This is a genomic window from Paraburkholderia dinghuensis (genome assembly GCF_003837865.1).
Classification (GTDB): domain Bacteria; phylum Pseudomonadota; class Gammaproteobacteria; order Burkholderiales; family Burkholderiaceae; genus Paraburkholderia; species Paraburkholderia dinghuensis.
Window position 1 is genome coordinate 247,960 of record NZ_RQIS01000008.1, and the last position, 19,703, is coordinate 267,662.

Annotated in this window: 20 protein-coding genes; 9 read left to right on the forward strand and 11 right to left on the reverse strand. The window is 63.0% G+C overall.

All coding sequences use genetic code 11. The annotated features are described in order from the left end of the window. Positions 1–49: 49 nt before the first annotated feature. Together D1Y85_RS13320 and ada are read right to left on the reverse strand one after the other, a co-directional pair. Positions 50–1,006, reverse strand: coding sequence for a DNA-3-methyladenine glycosylase family protein (locus tag D1Y85_RS13320; protein WP_124151563.1), 957 nt, complete (start codon positions 1,004–1,006; stop codon positions 50–52). A gap of 35 nt (positions 1,007–1,041) precedes the next feature. Beyond that, positions 1,042–2,202 (reverse strand): bifunctional DNA-binding transcriptional regulator/O6-methylguanine-DNA methyltransferase Ada, encoded by a 1,161-nt coding sequence (gene ada / locus D1Y85_RS13325; protein WP_124151525.1) that lies wholly within the window; start codon positions 2,200–2,202, stop codon positions 1,042–1,044. A gap of 563 nt (positions 2,203–2,765) precedes the next feature. Between ada and D1Y85_RS13330 the strand changes: the two genes are divergently transcribed. Continuing rightward, positions 2,766–3,185: a VOC family protein gene (locus tag D1Y85_RS13330; protein WP_124151526.1), complete on the forward strand. Its 420-nt coding sequence runs from the start codon at positions 2,766–2,768 to the stop codon at positions 3,183–3,185. Positions 3,186–3,208: 23 nt separating this feature from the next. On the opposite strand, the gene D1Y85_RS13335 is transcribed toward D1Y85_RS13330, so the two are convergent. Next, complete coding sequence (locus tag D1Y85_RS13335; RefSeq protein ID WP_124151527.1) at positions 3,209–3,763, reverse strand: YaeQ family protein; 555 nt, start codon at positions 3,761–3,763, stop codon at positions 3,209–3,211. A 264-nt stretch (positions 3,764–4,027) separates the two neighbouring features. Continuing rightward, positions 4,028–4,369 carry a surface attachment protein Sap1 gene (gene sap1 / locus D1Y85_RS13340; RefSeq protein ID WP_185218973.1) on the reverse strand — a complete coding sequence of 114 codons (342 nt, stop codon included), beginning with the start codon at positions 4,367–4,369 and terminating at the stop codon, positions 4,028–4,030. Between the two features lie 642 nt (positions 4,370–5,011). Between sap1 and D1Y85_RS27025 the strand changes: the two genes are divergently transcribed. The 3 genes from D1Y85_RS27025 (at position 5,012) to D1Y85_RS13345 (ending at position 5,829) form a co-directional block, all read left to right on the forward strand. Further along, the gene (locus D1Y85_RS27025) at positions 5,012–5,173 is read left to right on the forward strand and encodes a hypothetical protein (protein ID WP_185218974.1); all 162 of its coding nucleotides are present in this window, start codon (positions 5,012–5,014) and stop codon (positions 5,171–5,173) included. A gap of 61 nt (positions 5,174–5,234) precedes the next feature. Further along, complete coding sequence (locus tag D1Y85_RS27030) at positions 5,235–5,393, forward strand: hypothetical protein (RefSeq protein WP_185218975.1); 159 nt, start codon at positions 5,235–5,237, stop codon at positions 5,391–5,393. A 100-nt stretch (positions 5,394–5,493) separates the two neighbouring features. After that, positions 5,494–5,829, forward strand: a complete 336-nt coding sequence (locus D1Y85_RS13345; RefSeq protein WP_124151528.1) for an ecotin precursor — start codon at positions 5,494–5,496, stop codon at positions 5,827–5,829. Positions 5,830–5,935: 106 nt separating this feature from the next. On the opposite strand, the gene D1Y85_RS13350 is transcribed toward D1Y85_RS13345, so the two are convergent. Both D1Y85_RS13350 and D1Y85_RS27930 read right to left on the reverse strand, forming a co-directional pair. Then, positions 5,936–6,955, reverse strand: a complete 1,020-nt coding sequence (locus D1Y85_RS13350; protein ID WP_124151529.1) for a S1C family serine protease — start codon at positions 6,953–6,955, stop codon at positions 5,936–5,938. 382 nt (positions 6,956–7,337) lie between these two features. Then, complete coding sequence (locus D1Y85_RS27930) at positions 7,338–7,472, reverse strand: hypothetical protein (RefSeq protein ID WP_281278284.1); 135 nt, start codon at positions 7,470–7,472, stop codon at positions 7,338–7,340. Positions 7,473–7,929: 457 nt separating this feature from the next. Between D1Y85_RS27930 and D1Y85_RS13355 the strand changes: the two genes are divergently transcribed. After that, the gene (locus tag D1Y85_RS13355; protein WP_124151530.1) at positions 7,930–8,130 is read left to right on the forward strand and encodes a DUF3562 domain-containing protein; all 201 of its coding nucleotides are present in this window, start codon (positions 7,930–7,932) and stop codon (positions 8,128–8,130) included. A gap of 243 nt (positions 8,131–8,373) precedes the next feature. On the opposite strand, the gene mnmE is transcribed toward D1Y85_RS13355, so the two are convergent. Beyond that, positions 8,374–9,774, reverse strand: a complete 1,401-nt coding sequence (gene mnmE / locus D1Y85_RS13360) for a tRNA uridine-5-carboxymethylaminomethyl(34) synthesis GTPase MnmE (RefSeq protein WP_124151531.1) — start codon at positions 9,772–9,774, stop codon at positions 8,374–8,376. Positions 9,775–10,111: 337 nt separating this feature from the next. Here mnmE and D1Y85_RS13365 point away from each other — a divergent pair, with 337 nt between their 5' ends. Continuing rightward, complete coding sequence (locus tag D1Y85_RS13365; protein WP_124151532.1) at positions 10,112–10,534, forward strand: transcriptional regulator; 423 nt, start codon at positions 10,112–10,114, stop codon at positions 10,532–10,534. Between the two features lie 130 nt (positions 10,535–10,664). Here D1Y85_RS13365 and yidC read toward each other — a convergent pair whose 3' ends face one another. The 4 genes from yidC to rpmH form a co-directional block, all read right to left on the reverse strand. Beyond that, positions 10,665–12,347 carry a membrane protein insertase YidC gene (gene yidC / locus D1Y85_RS13370; RefSeq protein ID WP_124151533.1) on the reverse strand — a complete coding sequence of 561 codons (1,683 nt, stop codon included), beginning with the start codon at positions 12,345–12,347 and terminating at the stop codon, positions 10,665–10,667. A gap of 30 nt (positions 12,348–12,377) precedes the next feature. Continuing rightward, a complete protein-coding gene (gene yidD, locus D1Y85_RS13375) occupies positions 12,378–12,608 on the reverse strand; it encodes a membrane protein insertion efficiency factor YidD (RefSeq protein ID WP_124151565.1) in 231 nt (76 codons plus the stop codon). Positions 12,609–12,697: 89 nt separating this feature from the next. Further along, positions 12,698–13,198: a ribonuclease P protein component gene (rnpA, locus tag D1Y85_RS13380; protein ID WP_124151534.1), complete on the reverse strand. Its 501-nt coding sequence runs from the start codon at positions 13,196–13,198 to the stop codon at positions 12,698–12,700. A 151-nt stretch (positions 13,199–13,349) separates the two neighbouring features. Continuing rightward, positions 13,350–13,484, reverse strand: coding sequence for a 50S ribosomal protein L34 (gene rpmH, locus D1Y85_RS13385; protein ID WP_026120950.1), 135 nt, complete (start codon positions 13,482–13,484; stop codon positions 13,350–13,352). A gap of 433 nt (positions 13,485–13,917) precedes the next feature. Here rpmH and dnaA point away from each other — a divergent pair, with 433 nt between their 5' ends. The 3 genes from dnaA (at position 13,918) to gyrB (ending at position 19,495) form a co-directional block, all read left to right on the forward strand. After that, entirely contained in the window at positions 13,918–15,492 is a 1,575-nt protein-coding gene (gene dnaA, locus D1Y85_RS13390) for a chromosomal replication initiator protein DnaA (protein ID WP_124151535.1), read from the forward strand. 310 nt (positions 15,493–15,802) lie between these two features. Continuing rightward, entirely contained in the window at positions 15,803–16,906 is a 1,104-nt protein-coding gene (gene dnaN / locus D1Y85_RS13395; RefSeq protein WP_124151536.1) for a DNA polymerase III subunit beta, read from the forward strand. Between the two features lie 114 nt (positions 16,907–17,020). Further along, positions 17,021–19,495, forward strand: coding sequence for a DNA topoisomerase (ATP-hydrolyzing) subunit B (gene gyrB, locus D1Y85_RS13400; RefSeq protein WP_124151537.1), 2,475 nt, complete (start codon positions 17,021–17,023; stop codon positions 19,493–19,495). Positions 19,496–19,703: the final 208 nt, after the last annotated feature.

Below are 19,703 nucleotides of genomic sequence, written 5' to 3' on the forward strand. Positions count from 1 at the left end.
AGCATCTTTCATGTATCTGCGATGCGCCAGCCGCCTCGTTTCGCTCGCGTCAGCCACCGCGCGCGGCACTCGCGCGATCGGCAAGTTCATTCCACAGATGCATCGCGGCATAGGCGCGCCACGGCTGCCACGCGTCGCTGCGCGCGCGCTGCTGTGCCGGGCGTAAGAGCGCGGGGTCGCGCGCGGTGATCGCCTGCATCAGCACGAGATCGGTCGCGGGCCATGCGTTCTGGTCGCGCCACGCGCGCATCGCGACATATTCGACGGTCCACGGACCGATCCCCGGCAGCGCGAGCAGCGAAGCGCGCATGGCGTCGAGATCGCAGGCGGTATCCGCGGAAGCAGGACGGTCGCCGTGACTGTGGCGTTCTATCGCGACTGTGCCGCTCACCACCGCATCGGCGAAGCCCTGCAGCGCGGCGACGCGCTTGCCCGGCATGCCGATGCCGGCGAGGTCCGCGGCGGCAAGTGCGGCAGGCGTCGGAAAGCGCCAGGCAGTGTGCTCGTGCGGATGTGATTCGATGCGCTGGCCGACGCGCTGCACGAGGCGGCCGATGATCGTCGTCGCCGCTTTGACGCTGACCTGCTGGCCGACGATCGCGCGCACCACCAGCTCGAAGCCCGACCACGCGCCGGGAACGCGCAAACCGGGCGCGGCGGCCACGAGCGGCGCGAGCCACGGATCGTCGGCGAAATGCGCCGCGATGGCCGCCGGGTCCGCCTGCGTATCGAACATGCGGGCGAGCGGGGCGGCGAGGGCGGCCGCGTGCGCGCTCACCGGGCCGTCGATCTGCACGACGAGGCAGCGCTTGCGCACATGGCGGCGGACGGTGAGGGTGCCGCTTACGTCGCGGAAGTCGATGGCGCGCCGCCAGGCGCCGTCCTCGACGATCTCGACGCCCGGCGTTGCGCGGCCCGCGAAGAAGCGCAGCACGCGCGGCCAGTCGTACGGGGCGCGAAACGGTAACTCAAGCGTGGCGCTGCCGGTTGGCGCGGGCGCCTCGATCTGCGGATGAGGTTTCGATTCCGGCAACGTGGTGCTCAAGTTGCCGTCTCCGGCCGGGTCACGCGGACGTCAGCGTCGTTCCTGCGACGAGGCGCCGCGCCGGGCGCGTTCGCAGCGTGGCCTTTCGCTTCGGCATCGAGGAGCGCAGCCTTGCGCTCGAGCCCCCAACGGTAGCCCGCGAGCGAGCCGCTTTTCTGCACGACGCGGTGGCACGGAATCGCAAGCGCCACGGGATTCGACGCGCACGCGCTCGCCACGGCCCGCACAGCGCGCGGCGCGCCGAGCGTTTCGGCGATCTGCGTGTAGCTGCGGGTCTCGCCATAAGGAATCCGCTGCAGCGCCTCCCAGACACGCTGCTGGAACGCCGTCGGCGCAATGTCGAGTGGCAGGTCGAAACGCTCGCGCCGGCCGTGCAGATAGGCGTCGATCTGCGCGATGAACGGCGCAACCGCGCAGCTGTCTTCGACGCGGTCGGCATTCGCGAAATCGGCGTGAAGGAAGGCGGCGAGGGACGCTTCATCGTCGCCGAATGCGATCCGGCAGATGCCTTTGTCCGTGGCTGCGACAAGGACGAGGCCGAGCGGCGTCGGCGCGGTGCCGTAGCGGATCGTCAGGCCTGCGCCCTTGCGGCGATACGCGGACGGGGCCATGCCCAGCTCCGCCGGCACGCTTTCATAGAGCCGTGACGACGAGCCAAAGCCCGCATCGACGCTCGCTCGCGTCACGCCCGCGCCCTGCGTGAGCGCGTCGCGCAGTACGGCGCCACGGCGCGCTGCCTGATACTGGCGCGGCGAGACACCGAGCACGCGCTTGAACAGGCGTTGCAGGTGGAACGGGCTCAGATGCACGGCGTCGCTCAGTTCGGCGAGCGTCAGGCGTGCCTGCGGATCGGCGTCTAGCGCCGCGCATGCACGGCGCACGATTTCGAGTTCGCGCGGCAAGCCCCCTGGGCGGCAGCGCTTGCATTCGCGGAAACCTGCGGCGCGGGCGGCGTCGGCGTCATCGAAGAACGCGACGTTTTCGCGGCGCGGCAGCCGCGACGCGCACGACGGGCGGCAAAACACGCCGGTCGTGCGCACGCCGTAGAAGAAGGCGCCATCGGCGTGGGCGTCGCGCGTTGCGACGGCGTCCCAGCGGTCGGCGTCGGTGAGCCAGGCTTCAGGCCGGGCGGGCAGTGGGTTCGGAGTAGCGGTCATGGCGTGACTCCCGGGAAGAGCGGTTTCGACGATGCCCACTGTAGCCGCTTGCCAGCGCGTCGACGCGCCGGATCTTGCGCTGTTATCCGGACTTTCATCTGCTTTGCGATGCGATGATCTTGCGCTTTCACATGGCCTCGGGCGTCAGTGCGACAAAGCGGCCCGATTCCGGGTTTTCCCTTAAAAAGTTGTTGCGTCGCGCCAGGCGGCTGTGTATAGTTGTCCCTGTCTCCTCCATGTCTCCTCCTGATATGGATTAAGCCCGCTGCTTTGAGCGGGCTTTTTTTCGTCCAGCGCTTTTAAGCGCGATCTGCCGATGAGCGTGCGCCACAGCGGTGCCAACGACGGCGGTGCCCGCGACAGCGCGAACGCCCGTTCGTTTCCCGACGCTTCAATTTTCCGCTTCTTTCCCCGATTGTGCTGGCCGTGGCCGGGTCGGTTCGTGCGTGCCGATGATGGCAAGGACACCGATCGGCGCGGTGTGACGCATACGGCTGGTGTCGATGCGATGGCGTGCGATGTGGTCCAAGATGGGGGCTCGCGCGGCACATCGAGGACACGCCATGCAGATTCAGATCCGCGAAATCGATCACATTGTCATTCGCGCCGCCGATCCTGACGCGATGACGCGCTTTTATTGCGACGCATTGGGCTGTCATGTCGAACGCGAGCAGCGCGAGCTCGGGCTTATCCAGTTGCGGGCCGGGCGTTCGCTGATCGATCTGGTCGCGATCGGCGGTCCGCTCGACCGCAACGGCACGAACGGCGAACGCGGCAGTGCAGCCGGGCGGAACATGGATCACCTGTGTCTGCGCGTCGAGCCATTCGATGGCGACGCCCTCAAGGCGCATCTCGCGCCTTTCGGTGCGCAGCCCGGCGAAGTTGTGGTGCGCTACGGCGCCGAAGGATACGGCCCTTCGCTGTATCTGTTCGATCCCGAGGGAAACATGGTGGAACTAAAGGGGCCGCCGACCTCGAGCTGATGCCGTCGTGCTCGCAAGCGCGGTCAGACCTTCTCCGGCGCTTTAAGCACGGTCCACTCGACGGCTACGGGCTCGTCGTTCCCGTTGCCGATCCACGCTGCGCCGTCCTGAACCGTGCATTGCAGACGCATGGAGCGTTCGGTGAGCTTGCCGAGCGCCGCAGCGACGCCATCGGCGAGCGACCACACGGTCACGTTGCGCAGCCGTTCGACCTTGCCGCGCACGCCCTGCCACCAGATTTCCGAGGTGCGGCCGCCGTAGGCGATCACGATCACTTCTTCCGAACGCCCGCTCGCCTTGGCGATACGGCGCTCGTCCGGCTGACCGACTTCGATCCACGTCTCGATTGCATCCGTGTAGTCCTTGCGCCAGAGATCGGGTTCGTCGGTGTCGGAGAGGCCCTTGCAGAACTCGAGCCGCTCGCTCGCGAAAAGTGCGAATGCGGCGATGCGGACCATCATCCGGTCGTTCGTTTCGGATGGATGGCAGGCGATCGTCAGCGCATGGTCGGCGTAGTAGTGCCGGTCCATGTCAGCGATCTGAAGTTCTGCCTTGTAGATGGTCGATTTAAGTGCCATGCCAAATCCCGGGCCATACAAAGCCGCACATGATAGCGAAGTTTACTGCAAGTCACGTGCCACGCCTGTGCGAGCCACGTGTCGCGCAATGCGGATGGTCGGTCGGAAAAATGACGGTGGTTTGACAGTGCCGCATGCGCGCGCGAGGCGCGCACGGCCCTGGTTGCAGGATTGCGAGGCGTTGGCTGAACGCGCTTGCGAGCAGCCGCGTGGGTGACGTTGAGACCGGGCCGGCTCGGTCCGGGCGCCGGAACTTGCCCGGCGCTACTGCTTGATGAAGCGGTCGCTGGTCCAGAGACCTTCGTCGTCAGTGTTGGCGGCATTCACGAATTCCACGTCGTGACCGACTACGCGCACCACGCGGAACGACTGGTTGTCCGGCGTGGAAAGGCACTGGAAGGCCGTGAAATATTCCTCCATCTGCTGATGTTCGCCAGCCTGGTCGTGCATGGACACCGCGTCGAGTTTGTCTTTCGACACGCAGCCATATGCGCCCGGCTTGAGCTGGACCGTTTGCTGCGGTTTGACGACGACGTCCTGAGCGACGGCGGACGCGGCACAGACCAAACCGGCTACGACGACCGCCATTGCGGATAGCATTTTCATTTCTGCGCTCCTGCTGGTAATGACTCAGGTTAGCTATGCATTTAACTTCCCCTTCCGATCCAATTGCGCAATTTAGAGGACGCGGCACAGACTTCAAGCGCATCTTGTGTGCGCCTGCAGCAGAGGTGGACGCCCGCAGTGCGCGCGCGGTGTACCGTGGCATGGGATACGGGGCGCGAACAGGCGCATTTCGCCAGGATCGATAGCATTGCGAAGCAGTTGAACCGGCTCATCCGTCTTGTCGGGCAAGGCCGATGCGAACCATGCGGGTTGAACGGTCCGGTACGTTTTGCGGAACTAAGCGCCTCAATACATCGCCCACGAGATGTGACGCAGTGCACATAAGAATCGCGCGACAACCAATCCGCGAGCAATCGATTTATGAGGCGCTTTCAGAATGAAAGCGAAATCAGCCTCGCAACGTGCGAGCGACGCCGTTCTGCCTGAATTCACGGACAAACGCGGCTTCCCTTACAGATGAAAAAATCCGCGCCTTGAGTTTCCAGGCGTGCCGCCGCTTTGCAAGCTGCCTAAGCGAAGCGCCCGGATGTCTCACTAAGTGAGTAGGTGCTTCCCCAGCGTGCAATCTGTCGCGTGATGACTACAATAGAAACGCAACCGCTTGACAACCTGGAGTTTATCGTGATCGAACACGTAATACTGGGCGCGTTTCTGCTAATCCCTCTCGTCATAGTCGTGTTTCTGTTTTCAGACGAAATTCTCGAAGAGCACCGGCAGCGCGTAGAAGCGGGAGCGCATCATATCGACTGGCGTCATCCTCTGCGCAGCATCCTGCACCACTAAGCGGTGTGGCATCGCACGAACGCGACGCACCAGGGGGGCGCGATGATCAAAGGAGGCGCTCGTGGATATCGAGTTCTCCTGGATGACGTACTTCGTGTCGCTGTTCGTGCTGGTGGTGCTATCCATCGCATTGAGCCTGCTTTGCCCATCGGGCGGACGGCGTAGCCCTACCTTTCGCGACGGCGCCGAGCGGCGTCCCGACAGCGAGCGTCCACGCTGAGCGCGCTCGCGTAATCCGGCGTTACCTCGTGTAGCACCTGTATCGGGCGTTCAGGTCCACAATCTGCCGCATGTATTCAAACGTTCTCGGGGAGAGCGACATGCGAAAGATGGTGGCAGTACTGGCACTGACGGGTTCCCTGGCTGTGGCGGGGCCAGCAAGCGCGCACGGTCATGACGGTGGCGACGTGGTCGGTGCACTGATTGGCGGCGCGCTGATCGGAGCGGTGGTGGGCGCAGCGATCAACGGCGCGCCGACCGTGGCATACCAGGCGCCGCCGGTTTATGCAGCTGCACCGCCTGCCCCCGTCTATGCAGGTGCACCGGCGGGCGGCTACTGCTACGACCAGTATTCCCGCAACTACGTGCCTTGCGCACCTGCGCAGCCGGCGCCGCCGCCCCCGTACGGCGCGTATCCGCAGCAGCCAGCATGGTAATGCCGTTGATTCGCAATACGAATTAAAAAGGCCGTTTTCACGCCACGCGCGGCCGCTCGTCATCTGCGACCGTCGCGCGCCGCAATTCGAATAAACGGTCGTCGCGTCAGCCCATTTGCTCGACAGGCCGCACGCGCAGCGTGAGCTTGTGCGTCAGCCGGATGACCGTGATCTCCACTTCACGATCGATTCGCGAAAAGTCGAGCGCGCGCTGTAACGCATCGATGCCGTTGACCGGCAATCCGTCGATGGCGACGATCGTGTCGTCGACGCGCAGTCCGCCCAGCGCCGCCGGACTTTCTTTCGCGACTTCCATCACACGCACACCGCTCGTCGAAGTGAGTTCGAAATAGCGCTGCACCTTGCGCGCGATCGGCACATTGGTCCCTGCGATGCCGACGTGCGCGCGCCGCACGCGGCCGTGCGCAAAGAGCTGCGTAATGACCCACTTCGCCGTGTCGATGGCGGTTGCGAAACAGATCGCTTGCGCGCCGGGAATGATCGCCGTGTTCACGCCGATCACCTGTCCCGCCGAGTTGACGAGCGGTCCGCCCGAATTGCCGGGGTTAAGCGCCGCGTCGGTCTGGATCACGTCGTAGATCATGCGGCCGGAGTTGGAGCGCAAGGACCGCCCGAGTGCGGACACCACGCCCGTCGTCACCGTTTGCGCGAGTCCGAGCGGACTGCCCACCGCGATCGCGATCTGCCCCGCACGCAATCGCGCCGACTCACCGAGCTCGGCGTGCGGTAGCGCTTCCGCGGCGCCGATGCGCAGCACGGCGAGATCGGTGCTCGGGTCGTCGCCGACGAGGTCGGCTTCGTACGCGGCGCCATCAGCGAGCGTTACGCGCACGCTGGCCGCGCCGTGCACGACGTGGCTGTTCGTCAGAAGATAGCCATCCGGCGTGAAGAGAAAACCCGAACCGCTGCCGCCGCGCGCGGCGGCGCTGGCCTTCGCGCGGTGCTCGACGGCGATGAAAGCAACAGCGGGTTGAACGCGCTCGAGCGCGCCGATTACGGTGCGCGAGTAAGCGTCGAGCAAGGCGTCGTCGTCGCGGGCAGGCGGACGGGTGCCGTCGGCAGCGGCGCGAGCGAGGTCGTCGATGAATAAAGGACGGCTGCCCACGATGGAAGTGCTCCGATATAGCAAGGGCAGTACATGCAGGGGGCACGCGGTATTTTCAAGATGTCGCCGTGGCTGTGTGCCACCGGCGAACCGCGAATCGCCCAATGCTCCATTCAAAGTGCATTGCGCCGACAAATCGCGCGCATTTCAGCGGCCATAACATATGAGGAATACGAATCAACGGTCAACAATTGTCAAAAGGGCCGCCAAACCATTGATGCTCGCTAATCGAGCCGTGAGAATGAGATCGCGGCGCTGTCCCCTCACGCCGCAAAGTAGTGGCAAGCTCTTTTCGCCGCGGCACTGCCGCGGTTTTTTTTATGCTTCTGCGTGGTCGCACCATGCATTCTCGGCCCGTCCGTTCTCCTCCGCGCCGCCGGGCTCAACCAACGGTCGTCAAAGCTGGAACGCGCGAACGGCAGAACGGTTCGCCGCCGAATATGGGAAACAGGCCTTTCACCATCGACGCGCGGAGCACGCCGATCACCACGTGGCCAACGATGATGAAGCCCGCCAATAGCAGTTCGATACGCCGTCCGGTCAAGCGCGCATGTTCATACTCCGACCGTGCGCCGGCTAGCTCTCGTTTGCTTTACCGTTTCGGAAACCCCGTCGATTGCCTGGGTCTGAATGGAAATTGCTGCGCCGCGACAGAGCGCCTTTAGCGGCGGAATCGGCGAATCATTGAATGAATCTTTTGTGACAGGCTAGTCGGTCGTCACCTGCGCATGGCTCACCAACGCACCGGGCCGTCCCGCCGGAATACCAGGCGGAGCCGGCGTAAGCGCAAATCGCAAAGCTGTACGCCTAGGGGCTCAAGACTGGAGAGGTAACGTTGGTTCGTGCGGCAATTAGCGCTTTGTCGACCGGTTCGTGCGAGAAGATAGTGTTATTTAATTAGCGGGCGATCAGTGGATCTTGTGTAATGACTTCCCGCACGCGCAACTCGAAACTCCGACCGCCAGGAGTCCGGCATGAAAACGCCCAATGTTGATGATGCTATCGTCAAGTCGATTGCCAGCGACACCAATGTCCCTGTGGAAATGGTCTTAAGGATGTACGAAGAAACGTGGGCCGAGTACAGCGACGGCGCGCGAATCGTGGATTACCTGCCTGTGCTGGTGGCCCGTCGAGTACGGGACAATCTGCGGCACTGGGGTCAAGAAATACATTGACGCGTTTGACGCGGTGTATCGGAGCACTGGGTGCGCTTTTGTTAATCAGCAACTCGCGCATTTTTCCGTCGACGCGTTAAATAGCGCTGCGGGAACGACGTATGCGGATGTTTGACCGGCGCGCGTGCGAGCCTAAAGTGCCTGTTCAAATCGCCTTAACCAGCGTGCCGCTGATCGATAATCCAGTACGGGCGCGGGGTGATGGGTGTAGTTAGACGACCTCATAGAACCTTGGGCAGCCGGTTATTTTCCGATACAAAACCGGCTAAAAATCACCCCAAGCAAATCATCGGAGGTGAACTCGCCCGTGATTGAATTGAGCGCCTCCTGCGCAAGCCGCAACTCCTCGGCGAAAAGGTCGAGCGCTTGCGCGTTCTGATCGGCATGAGCCGCTGCCTGTGCGAGATGCTCTCCAGCTTCACGCAGCGCAATCAGATGGCGCTCGCGCGCCAGATAGACGCTTTGCGCGTCGGCCTGCCAGCCCGCGATGCGCAGCAGTTCGGCTCGAAGAATCCCGATGCCGTCCCCCTGTTTTGCCGAGAGCCGAACTTCGCACAACTCACCGCCACCGGGCAGCGCAAGCGTCGAGCTCGCGCTCGCCACGCCCGTCAAATCCGTCTTGTTGAGCACACGCACCACCGGCACACCGGCGGGAAAGCGCGCCGCGATCGCATCGTCCTCTGCGGTCATTCCTGTACGCGCGTCGAGCAGATGCAGCACCACATCGGCGCGACTGATCTCGTTCCATGTGCGTTCGATTCCGATCTTCTCGACCTCGTCTTCCGTGTCGCGCAGGCCCGCCGTGTCGATGACGTGCAGCGGAATGCCTTCGATCTGGATTGTCTGCGAGATCTTGTCGCGCGTCGTGCCCGCCACGGCCGTGACGATCGCGAGTTCGGCGCCTGCCAGTGCGTTCAGCAGCGACGACTTGCCGACATTCGGCTGCCCGGCGAGCACAACCGAGAGACCCTCGCGCAACAGCGCACCCTGTCTCGCCTCCGAAAGCACATGGTCGAGCTGTGCGCGAATGTGGGCGAGTTTGCCGCGCGCGTCGGCGGCTTCGAGAAAGTCGATTTCCTCTTCGGGAAAATCGAGCGTCGCCTCGACGAGCATGCGCAGCGTGACCACGTCGTCGACGAGTTCGTGAATGTCACGCGAGAACGCGCCCTCGAGCGAGCGCCCCGCCGAGCGGACGGCGGCTTCGGTACTGGCTTCGATCAGGTCGGCGACGGCCTCGGCCTGCGCGAGGTCGAGCTTGTCGTTGAGGAACGCGCGGCGCGTGAATTCGCCGGGCTCGGCGAGCCGCAGCCCGAACTCGCGGCCCGCGTCGATGCAGCGCTGCAGGACGAGCTGGAGCACGATCGGGCCGCCGTGGCCCTGCAGTTCGACGACGTGCTCGCCGGTGTACGAGTGCGGCGCTGGAAAGTAGAGCGCGATTCCGCGGTCGAGTGCCTCGCCGTTGCCGTCGAGGAACGGCACGTAGCTCGCGTGACGCGCCGCAAGCGTCTGGCCAGTGAGCGCGTGCATCAGCGCTTCGGCGACTGCCGGGCCGGCGCGGCCCGCCGACACACGGACGACGCCGATTCCGCCGCGTCCGGGCGCAGTGGCAATGGCGACGATGGGATCGGAATCGGTGGCGAGCATGGCGAACGGATGAGTCGATTGCGGGAGAAACGCGCTATGGCAGCGAGCGCGGAGTGCGTCGCATTGTAACGCGGCGCCGCACGCCTTTTTTCGCGCCGCGCGAGGTCTGGACGAATCTCGATTTATCTTGTATTAGATAAGACTAATCTCATCACTCGCAGCCCGATTTAGGAAATTCGCAGCACGGAATCTGTCAGAATGGCTATGCGTAAAGCATTTCCCTCCGAAGACGAGGTGTCGTCGCATCAGCTGGAATGAGCGATTTGCTGTGTTATTGGGCTAAATTTAACTTGATTGGTTGCCATCTTCGCTGAAATGGGGCGGCACAATCTGTGCCATGCCGACCATCGAAGAAAAAGCCGCTTTTTCCGAACGTCTGAAGTTCGCCATGAAGCGCGCGCCCGAAAAACTGCGTGGCAGCACTGACCTGGCATTGCACTTCAATTTGCGCCATCACGGCGAGCATCCGGTGTCCCCGCAGACTGCCCACAAGTGGCTGAGCGGCCGCACCATTCCCACCGACGACAAACTGCGCACCCTCGCCGACTGGTTCAAGGTAGATGTCCACTGGCTCCATTACGGTCCGTCGCCCGGTGGTGCAACTTCGGCGGTGCCAAAGCCCATTCGGCGCGACGAGAAGTATCCGCTTTCGCCGGAGACGGTCGAGCTCGCTTCGAAAATCGAGGCGTTGAGCCCGCATCACCGGTATCTGGTTCAGGAGCTGATCGCGGAGTTTTACGGCGACACCGAGCGCCGCTGACGCTTGACCGAATCGCCCCGCGCGCCACCCATAAAGAAAAAGCCGCCCGGTTCAAACCGGGCGGCTTCATTTTTTGCGGTTCAAGCGTCGAGCCTGTGCGGTCGGCGTTGCCGCCGGCCGCAGACAAGGATCAGCTGGCTTTAGCCTGCTTGTTCGCTTTGCCCATCATGCGAGTGATGTAGTACTGCTGTGCGATCGAAAGCACGTTGTTCACGACGTAGTACAGCACGAGGCCAGCCGGGAAGAAGAAGAACATGACCGAGAAAGCGATCGGCATGAACATCATCATCTTGGCCTGGACGGGGTCCGGCGGCGTCGGGTTCAGGCGGGTCTGCAGGAACATCGAGACGGCCATCAGCACCGGCAGGATGAAGAACGGATCCTGCTGCGAGAGGTCGTGAATCCAGAGAATCCACGGCGCACCGCGCATTTCCACCGACGAGAGCAGTACCCAGTACAGCGAGATGAACACCGGAATCTGGATCACGACCGGCAGACAGCCGCCGAACGGATTGACCTTCTCGGTCTTGTACAACTCCATGAGCGCGGCGTTCATCTTCTGCGGATCGCTCTTGAAGCGTTCACGCAGCGCCTGCATGCGCGGCGTGATCTCCTTCATGCGCGCCATCGACTTGTAGCTTGCCGCCGACAGCGGGAAGAACACGGCCTTGATGAGCACCGTGAGCAGCACGATCGACCAGCCCCAGTTGCCGACGTAGCTGTGGATCTTTTCGAGCAGCCAGAAGAGCGGCTTCGCGATGATCGTGACCCAGCCATAGTCCTTCACGAGTTCGAGGCCCGGCGCGACGCCTTCGAGCATGCGCTCTTCCGACGGACCGGCGAACAGGCGCGCCTCTACGTTGGTGGTCGCGCCCGGTGCGATCGTGCCGAGCGGTTGCTTCAGGCCCACGCGGTAGAGCGCGTTGTCGAACTTTTCGACGTAGATATTGCGCTTCACGCCCTGTTGCGGAATCCACGCAGTCGCGAAGTAGTGCTGCACCATTGCGATCCAGCCGTTGTCGACCTGGTTGACGAAGTCAGCCTTGTTTTTGTCGATATCGCTGAAGGTCATCTTCTGGAAGTGGTGCTCGTTCGAGTACACCGCCGGTCCGATGAACGTGTGCGAGAAGCGCGGCGTTTCCACGGGCTCGCTGTCACGCACGAGCTCCATGTACAGCGTGGGCGAGACCGCTGCCGTGCCGGTGTTCTGCACCTTCCAGTCGACGCCGATCACGTAGCTGCCGCGCGTGAACGTGTAGGTCTTCGTGACCTTCACGCCACCCCGTACCGGCGACTCGAAGCTGATCTGGAACGAGTTGGCGTCGCCCGTCAGTTCGCGCGGACCGGACACCGGCGTAAACACGTCGGTATGGTTCGGGAAGTCGCCGCCGAGCAGGCCCGTACGCGCGAGGTACGTGTGGTCGCCCGTGTGGTCGAACAGCGTCATGTACTGGTTCGGCTCGTTGCCGCTCGCTTCCTTCACGAGCGAAAGCTTCGTGAGGGTGCCGCCGCGCGTGTCGATGACACCGTCGTAGACGTCAGTGCGGAAATGCACGAGCTGCGCCGCGGCTTCAGCGGGCTGCGCCGAGGTGGCCGGGGCCGCCGGAGTCGCGCCGGCAGTGGTCGCCGACGGCAGGTCGGACGCGTTCGCCGGGGCGCCCGACTCAGGCTTCGCGCCGGTGGTGGCGGTCTGCGTCTGGGTGGCGCTCGGGAAGAACATCGACTGTCGTCCGTGGTCGCGCTGCCAGTTGTCGTACAGCATGACCGCTGACATGAAGAAGATGACCCATAGGACGGTGCGTTTAATATCCATGCGTTGTCTCAGTGTCGATGGAATGGCGCGTCAGCGCTTGTTCGGGGTGACAGGTGGAACCGGATCGTAGCCGCCCGCCGAAAACGGGTGGCAGCGGCACAGCCGCCGCGCAGCGAGATAAGTCCCATGCGCGGCGCCATGATACTGGATTGCCTCGCGTGCGTAATCCGAACAGGAAGGATAAAAACGGCACCGGCTGCCGAGAAGGGGACTCACGGCCAGCTTGTAGAAACGCAGTAATGCGATCAGTACCGTTTGCATGGCGTTGCGGCCGGACTGCGCCGCTCCGAAGAACGAATGTCGGTCCGCGCCTGCGGGCGCGTTGGGTGCGCCGGACTCGCGCGTGCGACTCATGATGCAGCCTTGGCTCCCGTCACGGACGGCGGGCCGCCATCCGGATCCGGTTTGACCGCATCGGTTGCCGTGGTAATCGACTGTGATGCGGCCGGTGATGCGGCACGACGGCGCGCGACTTCACGCGCGGCTTTGCCGAGCAGCATCGCGATCTCGTCGCGGCACAACGCCTTGAGCGGTGGCGATGATGCACCCGGCAGCGCCTTGCGGTCGAACTTCGTATGCAGGCGCAACAGCAGGTCGAAGCCGTCGAACTGCGCGCGGTTCGTGCGAAATGCCTCGCGCGCAATGCGGCGCACGAGATTGCGCGTGACCGCACGCGGCGCGTACTTCTTGCCGATCACCAGGCCAAGGCGCGCTGCGCCATCCGTCTGCCGCCCGTACACGACGAAGTGCGCGGAGCGGCGCCACGGGCGCAAACGAAAAACGGATGAGAACTCATCCGTTTTCAGTAGCCTTGCGGCTTTCGGGAAAGCGGTCTGCGTTCGTGACGGCATGATGTCCGCATCGTCCGCTATGTCTGCCTTCGCTGCGAGCGCTTGCGGTGCGCTACTACAGGTGGAATCGCCAGTGGCGACGCTGCCCGACGCAGTTTCGTGCACCGTTTTGTGCGTAGTTGCCTGCGCGGTTGTCAGCGCAGTTGCCCGCTTAGACGGCGAGACGCTTGCGACCCTTCGCACGGCGTGCGTTGATCACTTTGCGGCCACCTGCAGTCTTCATGCGGACGCGGAAGCCGTGGGTGCGCTTACGGCGCGTAACGGAAGGCTGGAAAGTACGTTTCATGTTGCTCTCACTTGTTGAGAATTGACCGCGGCGAGCATCGCGGAAAAAAGCAATGGCCGGTGGTACAGGGATTGGTTTTCGCGGAACCCGCTATTTAAGCCGGTTTTTTGTTAGCCGTCAATAGGTTAGGCTGTTGGCGTGTGGAGAATGCCGGGTGGACGCTGGGGTCAGGGTATCGCAAGGCGGTGACGCCGTGCGTTGATCGGTCCCTGTGGATAACTCCCTGGCCGAGGGATTTCGGCGTTAGAATCTCGCCTATCCCAAGAATCCTGCACGCCGCTCCGGCCTGCCTGCCAGCCGCAAATCCCTTGCCGCGCAGGCGTCCGGAGCAATTGCCGTCGCCCGTCAGGGCGTCGTCGCGAGAAGGGTTATCCCCATGCGGCGAGAACGGTGCGGTGGCAATGCGCGCAGACAAAACTAACTCAGCAACTCGATGAACGATTTCTGGCAACACTGTTCCGCACTGCTGGAGCGTGAGCTGACGCCCCAGCAGTACGTGACGTGGATTAAACCGTTGGCCCCGGTTGCCTTCGATGCTGCTGCGAACACGCTGCAGATCGCCGCTCCCAACCGTTTCAAACTTGACTGGGTCAAGAGCCAGTTTTCGGGCCGCATCGCCGATATGGCCCGAGATTTCTGGCAAACCCCGGTCGACGTTCAGTTCGTCCTCGATCCGAAAGCCGGCATGCGTACCCCGGTTGCGGCTGCGCCGCGCGCGCCGCTCGCAGGCGGCACGGGTGCATCCGCTGCGCCTGCGATGCAGGCTGGCGGCCTTGCGGCGAGCCTTTCCGCCGTGACGCATGCGACGCCGGCACCTGTCGCGCCGTCGGGCAGGGCCGCGCACACGGGTTTGGTGGCCGAAGACGCCGCCGATCTCGATCTGCCGAGCCTCGACGCGAACGAAGCCGCCGCTGGTCGCCGCACATGGCGTCCGGGCCAGGGCGCGGGCGCTGCCGCGTCGAACGGCGAAACCGATCCGAGCTACGAGCGCTCGAAGCTGAACCCGGTGCTCACGTTCGACAACTTCGTCACCGGCAAGGCGAACCAGCTTGCGCGCGCGGCGGCGATCCAGGTCGCCGACAATCCGGGGATCTCGTACAACCCGCTGTTCCTTTACGGCGGCGTGGGCCTCGGCAAGACCCACCTGATTCATGCGATCGGCAACCAGTTGCTGCTGGACAAGCCTGGCGCGCGGATCCGCTACATCCACGCCGAGCAGTACGTTTCGGATGTCGTGAAGGCGTACCAGCGCAAGGCGTTCGACGACTTCAAGCGCTATTACCATTCGCTGGACCTGCTGCTGATCGACGATATCCAGTTCTTCTCAGGCAAGTCGCGCACGCAGGAGGAATTCTTCTACGCGTTCGAGGCGCTGGTCGCGAACAAGGCGCAGGTCATCATCACGAGCGACACGTACCCGAAGGAGATCTCGGGTATCGACGATCGCCTGATCTCGCGTTTCGACTCCGGCCTGACCGTGGCGATCGAGCCGCCCGAGCTCGAAATGCGCGTCGCGATCCTGATGCGCAAGGCCCAGTCCGAAGGCGTGAGCCTGAACGAGGACGTCGCGTTCTTCGTCGCGAAGCACCTGCGCTCGAACGTCCGCGAACTGGAGGGCGCGCTGCGCAAGATCCTCGCGTACTCGAAGTTCCACGGCCGCGAGATCTCGATCGAGCTGACCAAGGAAGCGCTCAAGGATCTGCTGACGGTCCAGAACCGGCAGATTTCGGTCGAGAACATCCAGAAGACGGTCGCCGACTTCTACAGCATCAAGGTCGCCGACATGTATTCGAAGAAGCGTCCGGCGAACATCGCGCGGCCGCGGCAGATTGCCATGTATCTCGCGAAGGAGCTGACGCAGAAGAGCCTGCCGGAAATCGGCGAGCTGTTCGGCGGCCGCGACCACACGACGGTGCTGCATGCCGTGCGCAAGATCGCCGACGAGCGCAGCAAGGACGCGCAGCTCAATCACGAGCTGCACGTTCTGGAGCAGACGCTCAAGGGGTGATGCCGGCGACGGCGGGGCCGGTCCCGGCGGCGCGGCTGGAGCGTACGGCCCCGGGCACCCAGTGCGAAGTGGGCATCCCCTGGTGGTATCCCTGAATGGGCAGACCTGTTTATTGCGCGGATCAGCCCCAATTTAGGGAAGTGAGTCGTTTTCAGGCACAATATGCGTTTAACCGTCCGACGATGCCGGCTACGCTGGCGGACCGGACGGATGTCTCGCCGCGGCGCTGCAGCAAGGCGGCGCCAGCGCCCGGACCACGGTTTGGGTGCTGGACGGGGTGCGCAGGCCGTCACATCAACGAAGGAACTCTATGCAACTGGTCAAGACCGAACGCGATAACCTCCTCAGGCCGCTGCAAACGGTAAGCGGCATTGTCGAACGCCGCCACACGTTGCCGATCCTCGCCAATCTGCTGATCACCAAGAACGGTTCCGATGTTTCGTTCCTTTCGACGGACCTCGAACTGCAGATCACCACGCACGCCGACTTCGGCGTGGGCGGCGACCAGGTCGCCACGACCGTCGCCGCGCGCAAGCTGCTCGACATCCTGCGCGCGATGCCCGACGGCCAGGTGACGCTCACACTCGCCGACAAGCGCCTCACGGTGCAGTCCGGCAAGAGCCGTTTCGCGCTCCAGACGCTCGCCGCGGACGAGTTCCCCACGGTCGCGCAATCGAAGGAATTCGGCGCAAGCCTTGAAGTGCCGCAAAAGACCTTCCGGCAACTGCTCGGCATGGTCTACTTCGCGATGGCGCAGCAGGACATCCGCTATTACCTGAACGGCATGCTGCTCGTCGTCGACGGCGACCAGCTCATGGCCGTTGCGACCGATGGTCACCGCCTCGCGTTTTCGTCGATGAAGATCGAAGGCTCGTTCGCGCGCCAGGAAGTCATCATCCCGCGCAAGACGATCCTCGAACTCCAGCGCCTGCTCGAAGACATCGACGATGTGCTGAAGATCGACATCGGCTCGTCGCAGGTGAAGTTCACCTTCGGCCAGGTGGAACTCGTTTCGAAGCTCGTGGAAGGCAAGTTCCCCGACTTCCAGCGCGTGATCCCGAAGGCGCACAAGAACACCTTCCAGATCGGCCGCGAAGAACTGCAACGCTCGCTGCAGCGCGCGGCGATTCTCACGTCCGACAAGTTCAAGGGCGTGCGCTGCATCATCGAGCCGGGCCAGCTCAAGATCATGTCGACGAACGCGGATCAGGAAGAGGCCCAGGAAGAACTGGAAATCGCCTACCAGGGCGACACCATCGACATCGGGTTCAACGTCACGTATCTGCTCGACGTCCTTGCGAACCTGAAGATCGACATGCTGGAAGTCAGCCTCGGCGACGCCAGTTCCAGCGCACTCATCACGATTCCCGAGAACGAGGAATTCAAATACGTGGTGATGCCAATGCGCATTTAAAAAGCGCGACAGAAGAAGAACTCCAGGGGGCGCTGCGCCCCTTTGGCGTTTTTATGGCTTTTCGAAAAGCCCCGAGCAGTAACGCTGGCAGTACAGCAGAACCGGAACAAATCCATGACTGATACGAACAATTCGCAACCCGACAACAGCAGCTACGGCGCCTCGTCGATCCAGATCCTCGAAGGTCTGGAGGCCGTGCGCAAGCGTCCCGGGATGTATATCGGCGATACGTCGGACGGCACCGGTCTGCATCACCTGGTTTTCGAGGTGCTCGACAATTCCATCGACGAAGCGCTCGCAGGCTACTGCAACGACATCCACGTCGTGATCCACGCGGACAACTCGATCTCCATCACCGACAACGGCCGAGGCATTCCCACGGACGTCAAGATGGACGACAAGCACGACCCGAAGCGCAGCGCCGCCGAAATCGTGATGACCGAGCTGCACGCGGGTGGCAAGTTCGACCAGAACAGCTACAAGGTCTCGGGCGGCCTGCACGGCGTGGGCGTCTCGTGCGTGAATGCGCTCTCCAGCTGGCTGCGCCTAACGGTGCGCCGCGATGGCAAGAAGCGCTTCATGGAGTTTCACCGCGGCGTCGCTCAGAATCGCGAGATCGTGGAAGTGAACGGCACGCCGACCTCGCCGATGCACCTGGTCGGCGACACCGAACACCGCGGCACCGAAGTGCACTTCATGGCCGACGAGACGATCTTCGGCAGCGTCGAGTACCACTACGACATTCTTGCGAAGCGCATCCGCGAACTCTCGTTCCTGAATAACGGCGTGCGTATCCGTCTTACCGACCAGCGCACGGGCAAGGAGGACGACTTCGCGTTCGCGGGCGGCGTGAAGGGCTTCGTCGAGTACATCAACAAGCAAAAGAGCGTCCTGCACCCGACCATCTTCTACATTCAGAACGAGAAGGATGGCGTGGGCGTCGAAGTGGCGATGCAGTGGAACGACAGCTACAACGAAAGCGTGCTGTGCTTCACGAACAACATCCCGCAGCGCGACGGCGGCACGCACTTGACGGGCTTGCGTGCGGCGATGACGCGCGTGATCAACAAGTACATCGCCGACAACGAAATCGCCAAGAAGGCCAAGGTCGAAACGTCCGGCGACGACATGCGCGAAGGCCTCTCGTGCGTGCTCTCCGTGAAGGTGCCCGAGCCCAAGTTCAGCTCGCAGACGAAGGACAAGCTCGTCTCGTCGGAAGTGCGCGCGCCGGTTGAGGAAATCATTGCGAAGGCGCTTGAAGAGTTCCTGCTCGAAACGCCGAACGACGCGAAGATCATCTGCGGCAAGATCGTCGATGCCGCGCGTGCGCGCGACGCCGCGCGTAAAGCGCGTGAAATGACGCGCCGCAAGGGCGTGCTCGACGGCGTTGGCCTGCCCGGCAAGCTCGCGGACTGCCAGGAAAAGGATCCGGCGAAGTCGGAGATCTACATCGTCGAGGGTGACTCGGCAGGCGGGTCGGCCAAGCAGGGCCGCGACCGCAAGTTCCAGGCGATCCTGCCGCTGCGCGGCAAGGTGCTCAACGTCGAGAAGGCGCGCTACGACAAGCTGCTGTCGTCGGAGCAGATCGTCACGCTGATCACGGCGCTCGGCTGCGGCATCGGCAAGGACGACTACAACCTCGAGAAGCTGCGTTATCACCGCATCATCATCATGACCGACGCGGACGTGGACGGCGCGCACATCCGCACGCTGCTGCTCACGTTCTTCTATCGTCAGATGCCGGAGATGATCGAGCGCGGCTACGTGTATATCGCGCAGCCGCCGCTCTACAAGCTCAAGGCGGGCAAGGACGAGCGCTATCTCAAGGACGATGCCGACCTGAACGCGCACATGCTGCGCCTCGCGCTTCAGGGTTCTGAGCTGGTGCCGAACGAAGGGGCGACGCCGATCGCCGGTGACGCGCTTGGCGAACTCGCGCGCTCGTATCAACTGGCGCGTGGGGTAGTCGATCGTCTGAGCCGCCTCTACGACGAGCGCGCGCTCGAAGCGATCATGGACGGTGTTGCGATCGATCTGTCGAGCGAGGCTTCGACTGAGGCATCGGCGCGCGCGCTTGAAGCCGCGCTGCGCGATGATGCGCTCAAGCCTGAGGTCAGTGTTGTGCCGATGTACGACTCGGTGCGCGAACAGCGTTCGCTGCGCGTTGAGCGGCGTCATCACGGCAACTTGAAGATTTCGGTGATCGACGAGGAGTTCCAGCTCACCGCCGATTATCAGCAGCTCGTGAATACGGCCAACACGTTCAAGGGCCTGGTCGGCAAGGGCGCGATTATCCGCCGCGGCGAACGCAACATGGCCGTGAGCGACTTCAAGAGCGCCATGAAGTGGCTCATCGCCGATGCGGAACGCAATGTGTCGAAGCAGCGTTATAAAGGCCTCGGTGAAATGAATCCCGGGCAGCTTTGGGAAACGACGATGGACCCGGCTGTGCGGCGCTTGCTGCGCGTGCAGATCGAGGACGCGATTGCCGCCGATGGTATCTTCACCACGTTGATGGGCGATGATGTGGAGCCGCGTCGGGCGTTTATCGAGAACAATGCGCTTCGGGCGGGGAATATTGACGTTTGAGGTTTGTTGTTTCTCAGAATAGATGGCCGAATTCTCACAAAGTTGTCCATGAGAATGTTTGTGAGAACGACGGCTGTCCCCGATGCTGTCTCCTCTGTTGACGTGAAAGTTTCTACGAAGTAGCAGCCCAAGGGGGCGAGGGTAACGCGTTTATTCAGCCAGTATCTTCTGATGCGACTAGTACAAATGCCCGGCATAGCCGTAATGC

What these genes read in the sequence shown, in the direction of transcription:
- D1Y85_RS13355 (WP_124151530.1), top strand. Translation starts at nt 7,930, where the DNA reads ATGAAAACGCCCAATGTTGATGATGCTATCGTCAAGTCGATTGCCAGC.
- rnpA (WP_124151534.1), bottom strand. Translation starts at nt 13,198, where the DNA reads ATGCCGTCACGAACGCAGACCGCTTTCCCGAAAGCCGCAAGGCTACTG.
- rpmH (WP_026120950.1), bottom strand. Translation starts at nt 13,484, where the DNA reads ATGAAACGTACTTTCCAGCCTTCCGTTACGCGCCGTAAGCGCACCCAC.
- sap1 (WP_185218973.1), bottom strand. Translation starts at nt 4,369, where the DNA reads ATGAAAATGCTATCCGCAATGGCGGTCGTCGTAGCCGGTTTGGTCTGT.
- mnmE (WP_124151531.1), bottom strand. Translation starts at nt 9,774, where the DNA reads ATGCTCGCCACCGATTCCGATCCCATCGTCGCCATTGCCACTGCGCCC.
- gyrB (WP_124151537.1), top strand. Translation starts at nt 17,021, where the DNA reads ATGACTGATACGAACAATTCGCAACCCGACAACAGCAGCTACGGCGCC.
- yidD (WP_124151565.1), bottom strand. Translation starts at nt 12,608, where the DNA reads ATGCAAACGGTACTGATCGCATTACTGCGTTTCTACAAGCTGGCCGTG.
- D1Y85_RS13365 (WP_124151532.1), top strand. Translation starts at nt 10,112, where the DNA reads ATGCCGACCATCGAAGAAAAAGCCGCTTTTTCCGAACGTCTGAAGTTC.
- dnaN (WP_124151536.1), top strand. Translation starts at nt 15,803, where the DNA reads ATGCAACTGGTCAAGACCGAACGCGATAACCTCCTCAGGCCGCTGCAA.
- D1Y85_RS13330 (WP_124151526.1), top strand. Translation starts at nt 2,766, where the DNA reads ATGCAGATTCAGATCCGCGAAATCGATCACATTGTCATTCGCGCCGCC.
- D1Y85_RS13345 (WP_124151528.1), top strand. Translation starts at nt 5,494, where the DNA reads ATGCGAAAGATGGTGGCAGTACTGGCACTGACGGGTTCCCTGGCTGTG.
- yidC (WP_124151533.1), bottom strand. Translation starts at nt 12,347, where the DNA reads ATGGATATTAAACGCACCGTCCTATGGGTCATCTTCTTCATGTCAGCG.
- dnaA (WP_124151535.1), top strand. Translation starts at nt 13,918, where the DNA reads ATGAACGATTTCTGGCAACACTGTTCCGCACTGCTGGAGCGTGAGCTG.
- ada (WP_124151525.1), bottom strand. Translation starts at nt 2,202, where the DNA reads ATGACCGCTACTCCGAACCCACTGCCCGCCCGGCCTGAAGCCTGGCTC.
- D1Y85_RS13335 (WP_124151527.1), bottom strand. Translation starts at nt 3,763, where the DNA reads ATGGCACTTAAATCGACCATCTACAAGGCAGAACTTCAGATCGCTGAC.